At 71.8% G+C, this 12,637-nt stretch carries 11 protein-coding genes; 6 read left to right on the top strand and 5 right to left on the bottom strand.

All coding sequences use genetic code 11. The annotated features are described in order from the left end of the window. Positions 1-177 precede the first annotated feature (177 nt). From FLX07_RS29420 to FLX07_RS29430, 3 genes are read right to left on the bottom strand one after another with little or no spacing between them, the layout of a single operon-like run. Positions 178-1,758: a prenyltransferase/squalene oxidase repeat-containing protein gene (locus FLX07_RS29420; RefSeq protein ID WP_229689948.1), complete on the bottom strand. Its 1,581-nt coding sequence runs from the start codon at positions 1,756-1,758 to the stop codon at positions 178-180. Then, positions 1,751-2,647 (bottom strand): terpene synthase family protein, encoded by an 897-nt coding sequence (locus FLX07_RS29425; protein ID WP_142574950.1) that lies wholly within the window; start codon positions 2,645-2,647, stop codon positions 1,751-1,753. The genes FLX07_RS29420 and FLX07_RS29425 overlap by 8 nt, the downstream gene beginning before the upstream one ends. Continuing rightward, positions 2,644-4,005, bottom strand: a complete 1,362-nt coding sequence (locus FLX07_RS29430; RefSeq protein ID WP_142574951.1) for a cytochrome P450 — start codon at positions 4,003-4,005, stop codon at positions 2,644-2,646. The genes FLX07_RS29425 and FLX07_RS29430 overlap by 4 nt, the downstream gene beginning before the upstream one ends. A gap of 592 nt (positions 4,006-4,597) precedes the next feature. Here FLX07_RS29430 and FLX07_RS29435 point away from each other — a divergent pair. Continuing rightward, complete coding sequence (locus FLX07_RS29435; RefSeq protein WP_223854276.1) at positions 4,598-5,722, top strand: cellulose binding domain-containing protein; 1,125 nt, start codon at positions 4,598-4,600, stop codon at positions 5,720-5,722. A 138-nt stretch (positions 5,723-5,860) separates the two neighbouring features. Here the strand turns inward: FLX07_RS29435 and FLX07_RS29440 are convergent, their stop codons facing one another. Continuing rightward, complete coding sequence (locus tag FLX07_RS29440; protein ID WP_142574953.1) at positions 5,861-6,775, bottom strand: SDR family oxidoreductase; 915 nt, start codon at positions 6,773-6,775, stop codon at positions 5,861-5,863. An 8-nt stretch (positions 6,776-6,783) separates the two neighbouring features. Here FLX07_RS29440 and FLX07_RS38745 point away from each other — a divergent pair, with 8 nt between their 5' ends. Both FLX07_RS38745 and FLX07_RS29450 read left to right on the top strand, forming a co-directional pair. Further along, positions 6,784-7,125: an EF-hand domain-containing protein gene (locus tag FLX07_RS38745; protein ID WP_308424436.1), complete on the top strand. Its 342-nt coding sequence runs from the start codon at positions 6,784-6,786 to the stop codon at positions 7,123-7,125. Positions 7,126-7,183: 58 nt separating this feature from the next. Beyond that, positions 7,184-8,335: a PucR family transcriptional regulator gene (locus FLX07_RS29450; protein ID WP_229689940.1), complete on the top strand. Its 1,152-nt coding sequence runs from the start codon at positions 7,184-7,186 to the stop codon at positions 8,333-8,335. Between the two features lie 18 nt (positions 8,336-8,353). On the opposite strand, the gene FLX07_RS29455 is transcribed toward FLX07_RS29450, so the two are convergent. Further along, positions 8,354-9,478: an NAD(P)/FAD-dependent oxidoreductase gene (locus FLX07_RS29455; RefSeq protein WP_142574955.1), complete on the bottom strand. Its 1,125-nt coding sequence runs from the start codon at positions 9,476-9,478 to the stop codon at positions 8,354-8,356. 97 nt (positions 9,479-9,575) lie between these two features. Between FLX07_RS29455 and FLX07_RS29460 the strand changes: the two genes are divergently transcribed. The 3 genes from FLX07_RS29460 (at position 9,576) to fahA (ending at position 12,631) form a co-directional block, all read left to right on the top strand. After that, positions 9,576-10,229 carry an IclR family transcriptional regulator gene (locus tag FLX07_RS29460; RefSeq protein WP_223854277.1) on the top strand — a complete coding sequence of 218 codons (654 nt, stop codon included), beginning with the start codon at positions 9,576-9,578 and terminating at the stop codon, positions 10,227-10,229. A 147-nt stretch (positions 10,230-10,376) separates the two neighbouring features. Next, complete coding sequence (locus FLX07_RS29465; RefSeq protein WP_142574956.1) at positions 10,377-11,543, top strand: homogentisate 1,2-dioxygenase; 1,167 nt, start codon at positions 10,377-10,379, stop codon at positions 11,541-11,543. Next, complete coding sequence (fahA, locus tag FLX07_RS29470) at positions 11,540-12,631, top strand: fumarylacetoacetase (protein ID WP_142575025.1); 1,092 nt, start codon at positions 11,540-11,542, stop codon at positions 12,629-12,631. The genes FLX07_RS29465 and fahA overlap by 4 nt, the downstream gene beginning before the upstream one ends. The last annotated feature ends 6 nt before the right edge of the window (positions 12,632-12,637 follow it).

The raw sequence follows: 12,637 nt of genomic DNA on the forward strand, positions 1-12,637 counted from the left end.
AACAGCGCGTTTACCGGCCATTAACAATCGCCCGCCGTATAAGGCAGCCCGGACTGTCCAGCGATAAGACCGCGCCGCGCCTCGCGCCACCCTAGCAAAGGGCTGGAAAACCACTCAACCCGCAAGATCCGGCGAGAGCATGTCCGAATAAAGCGAAATGCAGATCAGCCCAGGTGATCATAGTTGCCCAGCTTGTTGGACAACAAGTCCACTGGACTGTGCGAGATGCAGGGCGGCGAGCACGGCCGCCCGGACGACCGCCCGGGGCAGGTAGAGGTCCTTGTCGTGCCAGAGCGCCGGCCCGTCCGCCTGGTCGGCCGCGCGCAGCAGATAGCGGTACCCCCGGCGCACGGCCTCCGGGCGGCCTCCGTCGCCGGTCAAGGGGCCGGTCATGAGCAGGAGCTGCACGGCGTACGCCGTCTCCTCGGCGGTGCCGCCCCACCGGCCCCAGGAGCCGTCCTCACGCTGGGTGGCGAGCACCCACCGTACGGCCGACTGCACCGCGACCACCGATTCCGGCCCGCCGAACTCGTACAGCGCGAGCGCGCAGGACACCGTCGCGTAGTAGGGCGAGGCGTGCCAGCGGTCGTCCCAGCTTCCGTCGGCCCGCTGCCGCTCGCGCAGCCAGGCGGCGAGCCTGCCCAGCACCATGGCGTAGCGGGGTGCCTGCTCCGGCCGGGCCGCCGCGTACTGGCCGAAGGCGTCCAGCACGTGAGCGTTCACACTGACCGAGGAACCCTCCTCGCCCTGCCAGGTGCAAAAGTGCGTCGGCGTCTCGAAGGCCCACAGGCTGTCCGGCTCGTACGGCACGCCGAGCAGCGCCAGCGCGTACAGTGCGACCGAGGTGGTGTCGGCGTCGGGCGGCAGCCCCGCTCCGGCGGGCGTGCCCTCGGGGCCGATCGCCGCGCGGAGGTCGGCCAGCATCTCCGGCGGCACGTCGAACTGGATGCCCGCACGGGCGAGCCAGCTCAGCACCCAGCCGCGCTCGAACACGGTGATCGGCAGGCCCACCGGAACCGGGCCGCCGTGCCGCAGCGCCACCGCCTCCAGATAGCGCCGGGCGTGGTGGCCGGGATCGGGCAGGGCGCAGCCGCTCAGCCAGGCCGCGGTCGCCGCCGGCGAGGCTCCGACCGTTCCGATCGAGGTCGGGTTGACCGACGGGGCGCTGGCCGCCGATCGGCCGGCCACCTCAAGCGCGTGCAGGAGTTTGTCCGGCGGGGCGCCGCCGGACTCCAGGCGCTGCCGGATCAGGATGAGCGGCCCCTCGCTCATCCCCTCGGGGATCGGCAGGCGGCCGATCTCGCATTCGCTCAGGCCGTCCAGGTGCGCGTTGATGAGCGACACGAGCGCCGGCACGATGATCTCGATCGCGGGGGTGTCGGGCAGCGTGGCGACCGCCGTCTCCGCCAGCCAGCCGGACAGCACGCGCAGCCCGCGCCGGACCGCGCCGATCAGGACGTCCCGGTCCACGCCGTTGTCGCCCCTGCTGAGGACCGACAGCAACGCCTCGGTGGCGCTCAGGGTCGGGACCAGGCCGTAGCCGTCGGGCACGCCCCATGACCCGTCGGGCTGTTGCGTGGCGACGAGGTACGCCACCCGCTCGTCGTGGCCCAGGAGCCAGGGGGCCAGGGTGACGAGCCGCCCGGTCTCGTAGACGGACGGCGACACCTGGCCCCAGGGCCGGGACATCAGGTCCCGCATCAGCTCGCCCACGGCCGCCGCCACGTCCACCGGCCCGGCAAGGGAGACATCACGCACGTTCAAGCTCGCCCCAATAGTCCACGAGCCCGTAGAAGCCCGTGTTGAAACCGATCTGTCGTTCGAGGTAGGCCGCAGCGCGCGGGCTGCGCGCTCGTATGGGCCCGAGAAGAGTCAGGCAGCGGCCGCGAATCTCGTTCATGCGCGCGGTCACTTCCGCGACGCCGGCGCCGAACGCCAGCGCGTTGGCGTCGCCCTGGGCGCGCTCCCGCTCCCGGGTGGCCAGGTCGTTGAGCAGGCGCAGGTAGCGCTGTACCTCGTCGCTGACCTGCATGAGCTCGTCGATGTGGCCGACCGTCCAGGGGTCGCCCGTCCTGATCCAGTGGGACACGTTCACGAAGGAGGATCCGCAGCCGTCCGCGCCGTCGAGGTACTCGTCCAAACAGACGGGCGCGTCCTCCTCCTTCCACCGCCACTCCCGCACCATCGCGCGCAGCGTCCGCCCGAGCCGGTCGAGCCAGACCGGCCGCAGGGCGGCGAACGCGGGCGCCGCCGACAGGTCGTCCCGCAGGTCGGTGAGGAAGCGCACCACGGCGGGGGCGTCCCCGCCCGGGCCGGTCTCGGCCGCCGCGAGGCACTCGGCGACCAGCGCCTCCGCGTCCGCGCGCGAGCCCGCGACCTGGTCCACCAGGCGGTCGACCGCGAAGATCCACAGCGACGCGCGGCCGACCGCGCGCAGTTCGTCCGGCGATGCCGAGGGCGAGCCGAACGCGGTGACCATCGACAACGCGGCGAAGAACGCCGGATCGAACGGCCTGGCCGGGAAGAGCTCGCCGTACGCCGCGGCGCTGGCTTGGAGATCCCGCTGGCACCGCGTGGCGAGCGCACACGTCCTGCCCATATCCGCGGCGAGAGCCGTCTCCTGCTCCGCGAGGTGCTTGACAATCATCTGCGGGCACGCTCGACGAACGTCAATTTGACCTTCTGGTTCGGCCGCAGAGAGGAGGCGAGCCGCGGCCTGACCGGCCTCGATGCCGTGAGCACGGGACGGTAGCGGCTCAGCAGGCCGGCCATGAGCAGTTGCGCCTCGATCATGAACAGGTGCTGGCCGAGGCACTGGTGGGGGCCGCCGCCGAACGGGAAGTAGGCCCAGCGGTGCCGCCGCTCCCGCTCCCGCTCCGGCGCGAAGCGCTCGGGATCGAACTCCTCCGGCCGGTCCCAGAACCCCTCGAGCCGGTGCGTGAGGTAGGGGCTGACCATCACCGTGGAGCCGGCCGTGATCCTGACCCCGTCGATCTCGTCCGTCTCCACCGCCTTGCGCGGCAGGATCCAGCCCGGTGGATAGAGGCGTACCAGTTCGGACAGGAACATCTTCAGGAAGCGCAGCTTGGGCAGATGAGACGGCTGCACCATCTCCGTCCCGACCACCTCGTCGAGCTCCTCGTAAATCTTCGCCGCCAGGTCGGGATGCTCGTCGAGCGCGACCCACACCCACGTGAGCGCGGTCGCGGAGGTCTCGGTCGACGCGCCGTGCATGCTGACCATGTCGTCCCTGATCCGCCGGTCCCCCACCTCGCCGGGTTCGTCCGCGCGGGCACGGCAGATCGCCGACACCACGTCCTTGCCCTCGTCCGCTGTGCGGCGGGCCTCGTGCACCCGGGGATAGACCACAGTGTTGATCGTCTCGATGGACCGGCGGAAGGGCCGGTCACCCGGCAGCGGCACCGTGCTCGGGACGAACGGCAGCAGCAGACGCGGCCACGTGGCCGTCACCGCCACCTCGTACGCGGGAATGAGCCGGGCGATGTCGTCCCTGGTGATCCGGTCGCCGAAGAAGAGCCGCACGATCGTCGGATGGACGATGGCCGAGATACCGTCGACGACGTCGAACGGTTCCCCGGGGCGCACGACGGCGTCGATCTGCTCGGCAAGGATCTCGGCCATGCGCTCGGCCAGCGAGTCGACGTACTTCGCGGTGAACAGGGGCTGCAGGACCCGGCGGCTCTCCTGCCAGGTCTCGCCGTCCGACAGGATGCCGCCACCCAGCAGCGGGACCAGCGGATCCCAGAACATGCCCTCGCGAACATAGTTGGGCTGGTTGGTCCGCAGCACGTGCTGGACGTGGTCCGGGTGGGTCACCAGATAAGGCCGGAACGGTCCCGTGTTGAGCCGGACGAGCTTGCCGGCGGCCTGCCTGCCGACCTCTTCGAAGGCGGAGACCGGATCGCGTGGGTGCTTCGCGAGAAGCCGATAAAAGGGAAGAATCTCCGCATTTCGGGTCGGTCTCGGACCAACATCGATCGACATCCGGTCTGCTCCCCACCTGACGAACGCCCAATTCGCGAAGTATCACATGATCTAATCGGATTGATCAACAATGCAGGTCAGTGACACTTTTGTGCCGGTGTGGCCGCACATGCGACTACAGGCAGATTTGTCGCTAGAGACGGGTTTGACCTTCCGGAAAAAGGGGAAGGGCCGGGCCTCGCGGCCCGGCCCTCCTCAGGACGTGTCGTCAGGCGTGGCTGGTCACCAGCAGCGCGATGCCCACGAGGATGACGATGGGAATCAGCCACACCACGACCTCGCCGAGGAACTCCTTGTACATGGGGACCGATCCTCTCGGTGACGTGCGAAAAGTTAATCTCACGCAGCATATTCGCTCGTGCCCGGCGGTGGAACACGGCACCGTCCCCGGGCCGCGGACGGCAGAGGCCGCTGTGCCCGGGGAGACCGGACGAGCCGGAAGCGACGCCCGCGTGTGCGCCGCCATACCTCGGATGAAACGTACATACATCACCGCTGGTCAGGGCTTTTGCCGCTCCTCATCCCTGGGCCGGCGGCGGGCCGCTCTCTAGCATCGCGCCGGACGGCACGAGAGAGGGACACGATGTCGAGGATGAGTGCGGCGATGGCGGCCCTGCTCGTGGTGCTCGGGCTGCTCGTCGTCCGGCCCGCCGAGGCGGCCACGGTGCGGATCATGCCCCTGGGCGACTCGATCACCGGATCGCCCGGCTGCTGGCGGGCCCTGCTGTGGAACAAGCTGCAGAACGGCGGCTTCACCGACGTCGACATGGTGGGGACGCTGCCCGCCCAGGGGTGCGGGGTGCCGTACGACGGCGACAACGAGGGCCACGGCGGCTACCTCGTCACGAACGTCGCCGACCAGAACCAGCTCCCGGGCTGGCTCTCGGCGACCCGTCCCGACATCGTGATGATGCACTTCGGCACCAACGACGTGTGGAGCAACAAGCCGACCGGCACGATCCTCGCGGCGTACGGCACGCTCGTCGACCAGATGCGGGCGAGCAACCCGAACATGAAGATCCTCGTCGCCCAGATCATCCCGATGAACCCGAGCACCTGCGCCGAGTGCGCGCAGCGGGCCGTCGCCCTGAACAGCGCGATTCCGGGCTGGGCCGCCGCGAAGACCACGACGGCCTCCCCGATCGTGGTCGTCGACCAGTGGACCGGCTTCAGCACGAGCGCGGACACCTACGACGGCGTGCACCCCGACGACAGCGGCAACCAGAAGATGGCGGACAAGTGGTATCCCGCCCTGTCGGCCCTGCTCGGCGGCGCGCAGCCGTCCCCCAGCCCGAGTCCCAGTCCCAGTCCCAGTCCCAGTCCCTCGCCGACCCGGTCGCCTTCTCCGTCTCCGTCGCCGTCTAGGTCGCCGTCCCCCTCGCCCTCGCCGTCTCCCTCGCCCTCCTCCGGCCCCTCCGGCTGCGGCGCGACCTACACGATCACCAACCAGTGGGGCGGCGGCTTCCAGGGCGAGGTCACGGTCAGGAACACGGGCGCCGCGTCCATCAGCGGCTGGACCGTCACCTGGACCTTCACCGACGGGCAGCGGGTGACCCAGGCGTGGGGCGGCAAGGCCACGCAGACCGGGGCGAGCGTGACCGTGCGGAACGAGAGCTGGAACGGCTCCCTCGGCGCCGGCGCGAGCACCACGCTGGGCTTCATCGCCTCCTGGAACGCGTCCAATTCCGCCCCCGTGCCCACCTGCGCGGCGGCCTGACCTCGATCGGGCCGGGCCTGTTCCGGCCCGGCCGCGGCAGGCACGCGCCCCAGGTGCCCGATGTCCCTAGGCCCGATGTCCCTAAGTGGCCGATGTCCCCAGGTGCCCGATGTCCCCCCGATGCCCGGACCGGCTCTGTCAGCGATAGCCGGTGACGTCGGCGGGCCGGCCGGCGTCCTGGACCTCCACGAGATATCGCCAGCAGTCGGGGCGGCTGCCGTCCACGTCGGTGAAGCCGTACACCTGGGCCAGTTGGCCGCTGGACAGCGACTGCCCGTTCCAGCGGCTCGCCTCCGGGTCGGCGGCCAGGGCCGCCACCGCGCGTCCGACGAAGGCCGGGCTCTCGGAGATGGCGAAGTGCGGCACTTTGGCCAGCGCGTCGCGCCAGTCGGCCTCCGTCACGCCGAAGTGCTCCAGCATGAGCTCCGAACGCAGCCAGCCCGGCGTGAGCGACACCGCGGTCGCCCCGTGCGGCGCCAGCTCCTTGGCCTGGGCGAACGCCATGCGGTTCACGGACGTCTTCGCGAGGTCGTAGAAGAACGAGACGCGGTAGTTGGCCGCGTTGTAGTCCGCCGTGCCGTCGGTCACCTCGACCACCAGGCCGCCGGGCTTGCGGATCAGCAGCGGCAGTGCGTAATGACTGGTGATGATGTGCGTGTCGACCGCCAGCCGCAGGATGCGCAAGCCGTCGTCGAGCGAGTGCTCCCAGAGCCGGTCGGTCCAGCTGAACAGCAGCTCGCCGCCCCAGATGTCGTTGACCAGCACGTCGAGCGCGCCCTGCTCGGCGTCAATCCGCGCCACGAGGGCCCGCACCTGCTCGCGGTCGAGGTGGTCCACCGGCACGGCGATCCCCCGCCCGCCCGCGGCGGTCACCAGCTCGGCTGTCTCCTCGATCGTCTCCGGCCGGTTCATCTCCGAGCGCCGCTCACGGGTGCTGCGGCCGGTCACGTAGACCGTCGCCCCCGCCGCGCCCAGCTCGATCGCGATGCCGCGCCCCGCGCCCCGGGTCGCCCCGGCAACCAGTGCGACCTTCCCCACCAGGCTGCTCGTCATGAGACGGCATGGTGGCACACGCCACCGACAGAACACGGGCCCGCGGCAAAACACCGGGCCCGCGGCTTGGCCGCGATCCCTGGGGGCAGAGCGTGCTTTCAGCTAGGGTGCTGATCGCGATCCCGGAGGAGGACGGCATGAGCGAATATGCGGCGACTTTTCAACTTATCGACGCCGACAGGGACGGGCGGATCTCCGCCGAGGAGCTCGTACGCCTGATGGAGGTGCTCGGCCGGCCGCTGACACTTCAGGGGGCGCAGGGTGCGATCGACAGGGTCGACGCCGACCGCGACGGCCTGATCGATCTGGAGGAGTTCGGCGCCTGGCTGAGCAGCGCGGATCAGGGTTGAGCAGCGCTCAGCGGGCGTTGAGCCGGCGCTGAAAGGCGACGACGAGTTCTGGGGCGCGGTGCCGGCAGGCGTCGCGAGGCTGCTGCGTCCCCGCATCGGCGACGTCGCGGACCAGATGATCACGGAGATCCAGCGGCGGGTGCCCGAATACGCCCGCCCGGACGACGAGATCTACATCAAGGTCCTGCGGCTGTCGGTCAACCAGGCGCTGCAGGGGTTCCTGGAACGCATCGAGAATCCGCGGGCGCCGTGGGACCCCGAGGTCTTCCGGACGATCGGCAGGGGCGAGGCCTCCGAGGGGCGCGGCCTCGAACCCTTCCAGACCGCGATGCGGCTGGGCGCGCGGGTGGCGTGGCGGCGGCTCACCGAGCAGTCCGAGCAGCTCGACCTCGACCCGAGGACGCTGTACGACCTGGGCGAGGCCATCTTCGTCTACCTCGACCAGCTCGCCGACGCGGCGGCGCAGGGCTTCGCCGAGGCGCGGGCGCACGCGGCGGGCGAGATGGAGCGCCGCCGCCGGCGGCTGCTCGACCTGCTGCTCACCCGTCCGGCGGCCTCGCCGGAGGCCGTCGCCGACCTGGCCAGGGCGGTCGGCTGGCGGCTCCCCCGCACGGTCGCCGGGGTGGCGCTGGAGGAACGCGACGGCGGCTCTCCCCTGCCGGTGCTGCCGCCGGACGTGCTGACCGGGCTCGACCGCAACGCCCCCTGTCTCGTGGTGCCGGACCCGGGCGGCCCCGGGCGGGTGCAGGCGCTGGAGAGCGTCCTGCGCGGATGGCGGGCCGCGATCGGCCCCGCCGTGCCGCTCGCCGCCGCCGCGGACTCGCTCGGCTGGGCCAGGGAGGCCCTCGACCTCGGCACCCGCGGCATCCTGCCCCGGCGGGGACTGCTGCGCTGCGCCGACCACATGGCCACGCTGGTCGTCTTCAAGGACGAGGACCTGGTGGCCGCCCTGGCGGAGGTGCGCCTCGCGCCCCTCGCCCACCTGCCCCAGAGCCGGCAGGACCGCCTGGCCGAGACCCTGCTCGCCTGGCTGTGTCACGGCCGGGGCGTCGCGGAGGTCGCCGCGGCGCTCCACGTCCACCCGCAGACCGTGCGGTATCGCCTGCGCCAGATCGAGCAGCTGTACGGCGACGCGCTCTCCGACCCCGACGTCCGGTTCGAGCTGGAGATCGTCCTGCGCGCCCGCCAGGCCCGCCAGGGCACGACCTAGGCCCGCCGGCCGCCCTCCCTACGGCATGGTGCCGCCGCTGGTGCGCAGGCCCCGCGCCACCGGCCGCCTGTGCAGGCCGAACCGCGCCTCCGGCTCCCGCGCGCCGTCGAGGATCTCCGCCACGTATCCGGCCAGGGCCGGGGCGTGCTTGAAGCCGTGCCCGGACTCGCCCCCGAGCAGCCAGACGCCGTCGTCGATCTCGGCGATGATCCACTCGGCGTCCCTGGTCAGCGCGTACTGGCAGACCTGGCTGAACACCACCGGCGCGCCCACCAGCGAAGGGAACCGCCTGGCCAGATAGGCGCGCGCCTGCTCCTCGGTGTGCCGGAGCACCCGCCTGCCGCCGCTCTCCGCGTCGTACGGCTCGCCCTCGGCGTCGCCGGTGACCTTCATCCCCATGCCGTCCAAGTCGCCGTGCCCGTACGCCGACAGGTCGTAGTCGCAGAACGCGGGCAGCGGCGGCGTGGTCCAGTCCCTGGGCACCCCGAAGTGGAAGGTGTCCTGCCGCGTCACCTCGACGTGTCCCGCCTCGTGCGGGAACAGCCGCGGCAGCCACGCGCCGCACGCCCACACCACGCGGTCCGCCGTCAGCACCTCGCCGTCCGCCACGACCCCGGCGCCGCGTCCGTACGGCACGGCACGGGCGCGGACCTGCCGGACGCCGGCCGCGCCGGCCAGGCGCGCGGTCACCTGCGTCGCCCGCCGGGCCCGCAGCACTCCGGCGTTCGGCTCCCACAGCACGAAGGCGAGGTCGTCGCCCCGCAGCCCGGGAAACCGCCGCGCCGCCTCGGCCGGGTCGAGCAGCTCGCAGGGGATGTCCAGCCGCTCGAGCACCCGGGCGCTGCGCGTCTCCCAGCCGTCCGGGTCGCGGGCGAACCACATCAGCCCCGACTCGACGTACAGCTCCTCGCCGCCCCGCCGTTCCAGCCGGCGCCAGTCGTCGCGGGCCTGCCAGGCCAGCCGGGGATACCAGTCGTCCGAGCCGTGCGCGCAGCGCAGCAGGCGGGTCTCCCCGGCGCTGGCCTGACGCACGTGGCCCGGCGCGTACTGCTCGACGAGCGTCACCCGCCAGCCCTCGTCGGCCAGCCGTAACGCCAGCGACGCCCCCCAGATCCCCGCCCCCACGACGATCGCCGACTTCATCCACCACTCCTTGATCGCGGACGGACCTACGTCCGACGTAGGCTACGTCGAATGTGGTTTTCGCCTACAGGCGCACCGGTGCCGCGATAATCGGAGCATGATGGCGGCCGAATCGGCGCAGACGCTCGAACGGGGCTTGCGGCTGTTGCGACTGCTCGCCGACGCGAACAGGGGCCGCACGCCGACCGAGCTCGCCCAGGAGCTGGGCCTGAGCCGGCCGATCGTCTACCGCCTCCTGACGACCCTGCAGGCCGAGGGCTTCGCCCGGCGGGACGCGCACGGCCGCGTGCACCTGGGCTTCGGGGTGCTCGTGCTGGCCCAGGCCGTGCACCCCCTGCTGCGGGCGGCGGCGCTGCCGACGCTGCGCGCGCTCGCCGAGCAGGCGGGAGCGACCGCGCACCTGACCATGGCCGAGGGCGACGAGGGCCTGGCGGTCGCGGTGGTCGAGCCGTCGTGGACCGACTTCCACGTCGCCTACCGGGAGGGCTCGCGCCATCCGCTGACGCGCGGCGCGGCCGGGCTGGCGCTGCTCGCGCGGCGCGAGGGCCGCACCGAGCCGCCGCTGCACACGAGCAGCGGACACCTCCAAGAGGGCGCGCAGGGCATCGCGGCGCCGATTCCGGGCCTGCCGTGGCTGGAGGCGTCCGTCGGGGTGGTCAGCTTCACCGATCTCGACGCGGACAAGGTGGGCCCGCTGGTCCTGGAGGCCGCCTGCCGCCTCACGTCCGCCCTGTCCGAGCCCCCGCGCTGACGGTCGCCGTTCCAGCAGCCGGGGCTCGGCGCGCTCGTGGCCGCCGTCTTGACATTCCGGTCGGCATGACGAATCGTCGTACATATATAGGACGCATACGTCCGATTAACGGACAAGCGCTCCCTAGGGACCGGCAGAGGAGGCGTCATGCCGTACTACCGGGTGGTCGGGCAGGTGCCGCGCAAGCGCCACGTGCAGTTCCGCGCGCCCGACGGCGGGCTGTACAAGGAGGAGCTCATGGGAGAGGAGGGCTTCTCCTCCGACTCCTCGCTGCTCTACCACCGTCACGCGCCGACCGCCATCGTCAAGGCCGAGGCCGTGGACGCGGGAGCGCCCGGCCTCACGCCCAACCTGCCGCTGTCCCCGCGCCATTTCCGCACCCGGGACCTGACGCCCGACGGCGACCTGGTCTCCGGTCGGATGCCGCTCGCGGGCAACTCCGACGTCCGCATCTCGTACGCCGCGACGGACGCGCCCAGCGAGCTGTACCGCGACTCGATGGGCGACGAGTGCGTCTACATCGCGCGCGGCCGGGCCCGGTTCGAGTCGGCGTACGGCGCGCTGGACGTGGCCGAGGGCGACTACGTCGTCATCCCGACCGGGGCGATCCACCGGTGGGTGCCCGAGGGCCCGGTGACCGCGCTGGTGATCGAGGCGGCCGGGCACATCAGGCCGCCCAAGCGCTACCTGTCCCGGTTCGGCCAGTTCCTGGAGCACGCGCCGTACTGCGAGCGCGACCTGCGCGCGCCGGCCGAGCCGCTGCTCGTGGACGGCGAGGAGGTCCCGGTCCTGGTCAGGACGCGGGGCGGGCTGACCCGGCTGACCTACGCCCACCATCCCTTCGACGTGGTGGGCTGGGACGGCTGCCTCTACCCGTACGCGTTCAACATCCAGGACTTCGAACCCATCGTGAAGCGGACCCACGCGCCGCCGCCGGTCCACCAGACCTTCGAGGGGCCGGGCTTCGTCGTCTGCTCGTTCTGCCCCCGGCCGCTGGACTTCCACCCGGAGGCCGTGCCGATCCCGTACAACCACCACAACGTGGACTCCGACGAGTTCATGTTCTACGTGGGCGGCGACTACACCGCCAGGAAGGGGTCGGGCATCGACGTCGGCTCGATCTCGCTCCACCCGGCCGGCTTCACGCACGGCCCGCAGCCGGGCGCGGTGGAGGCCGCCGTCGAGGCCGTGCGCCAGGGACACACCGAGACGACCGAGATGGCCGTCATGATCGACACGTTCCGCCCGCTCGACCTCGGCCAGGCCGCCCTGGCCTGCGAGGACACCGGCTACGCGTGGACGTGGGCGCGATGAGCTTCGGGCTCGGCAACCTGCCGTACGGCGTGTTCTCCCGGCCCGGCGAGCCCCGCAGGGTCGGCGTCCGGGTCGGGGACCAGGTCCTCGACCTGGCCGCCGCCCTCGGCGGGGACGTCTACGCGGCGCCCAGCCTCAACCCGCTGCTGGCCCTGGGCCGTGCGTCCTGGCAGGAGACGCGCGCGCGGGCGCGAGAGGCGGCGGCCACGGGCGACCACCTGATCCCGCTGGCGGAGGTGACCCCGCACCTGCCGATCGAGGTGGCCGACTACGTCGACTTCTACGCCTCGTTCGAGCACGCGTCGAACCTTGGGCGGATGTTCCGGCCGGACGACGAGCCGCTGAAGCCCAACTGGCGGCACCTGCCCGTCGGCTACCACGGGCGGGCGGGCACCGTCGTCGTCTCGGGAACGCCGATCAGGCGGCCGTGCGGGCAGCGGCCGTCGTTCGGCCCGTCGCGCAAGCTCGACATCGAGGCGGAGGTCGGCTTCGTCGTCGGGGTGCCGACGCGGCTCGGCGAGCGCGCCGGCGCGTTCGAGGACCACGTCTTCGGGGTGGCGCTCGTCAACGACTGGAGCGCCCGCGACATCCAGGCGTGGGAGTACGTCCCGCTCGGTCCGTTCCTGGGCAAGTCGTTCGCCACCTCGATGTCGGCGTGGATCACGCCGCTCGACGCCCTGGAGGAGGCCAGGGTCGAGGGCCGGTCGCAGGAGCCGGAGCCGCTCGCCTACCTCCGCCGGCAGGCGCCCTGGGGTCTCGACCTCACCCTGCACGTCGAACTGAACGGCGAGACGGTCTCGACGCCGTCGTTCCGCGACATGTACTGGACGCCCGACCAGATGCTCGCCCACCTGACCGTGAACGGCGCCTCGCTGCGCACGGGCGACCTGTTCGCGAGCGGGACGGTGTCGTCGGTCGGGCAGCCGGGCTCGCTCATCGAGCTGACCTGGAACGGCGCATATCCGGTCAAACTGCCCGGCGAGACCCGGAGCTTCCTGGAGGACGGCGACACCGTCACGATCAGCGCGTGGACCTCGCACGGCGTCAGCCTCGGCGAGGTGTCGGGGAAGATCCTTCCGGCGACTTAGCGTATT

Origin of the sequence: Microbispora bryophytorum (assembly GCF_006874465.1) — a bacterium.
Taxonomy (GTDB): Bacteria; Actinomycetota; Actinomycetes; order Streptosporangiales; family Streptosporangiaceae; genus Microbispora; species Microbispora bryophytorum.

Bases quoted from the DNA above. Each gene is read 5' to 3' on its own strand.
- FLX07_RS38745 (WP_308424436.1), top strand. From the start codon at position 6,784: ATGGTGGCACACGCCACCGACAGAACACGGGCCCGCGGCAAAACACCG.
- FLX07_RS29435 (WP_223854276.1), top strand. From the start codon at position 4,598: ATGAGTGCGGCGATGGCGGCCCTGCTCGTGGTGCTCGGGCTGCTCGTC.
- FLX07_RS29465 (WP_142574956.1), top strand. From the start codon at position 10,377: ATGCCGTACTACCGGGTGGTCGGGCAGGTGCCGCGCAAGCGCCACGTG.
- FLX07_RS29460 (WP_223854277.1), top strand. From the start codon at position 9,576: ATGATGGCGGCCGAATCGGCGCAGACGCTCGAACGGGGCTTGCGGCTG.
- fahA (WP_142575025.1), top strand. From the start codon at position 11,540: ATGAGCTTCGGGCTCGGCAACCTGCCGTACGGCGTGTTCTCCCGGCCC.
- FLX07_RS29440 (WP_142574953.1), bottom strand. From the start codon at position 6,775: ATGACGAGCAGCCTGGTGGGGAAGGTCGCACTGGTTGCCGGGGCGACC.
- FLX07_RS29425 (WP_142574950.1), bottom strand. From the start codon at position 2,647: ATGATTGTCAAGCACCTCGCGGAGCAGGAGACGGCTCTCGCCGCGGAT.
- FLX07_RS29430 (WP_142574951.1), bottom strand. From the start codon at position 4,005: ATGTCGATCGATGTTGGTCCGAGACCGACCCGAAATGCGGAGATTCTT.
- FLX07_RS29455 (WP_142574955.1), bottom strand. From the start codon at position 9,478: ATGAAGTCGGCGATCGTCGTGGGGGCGGGGATCTGGGGGGCGTCGCTG.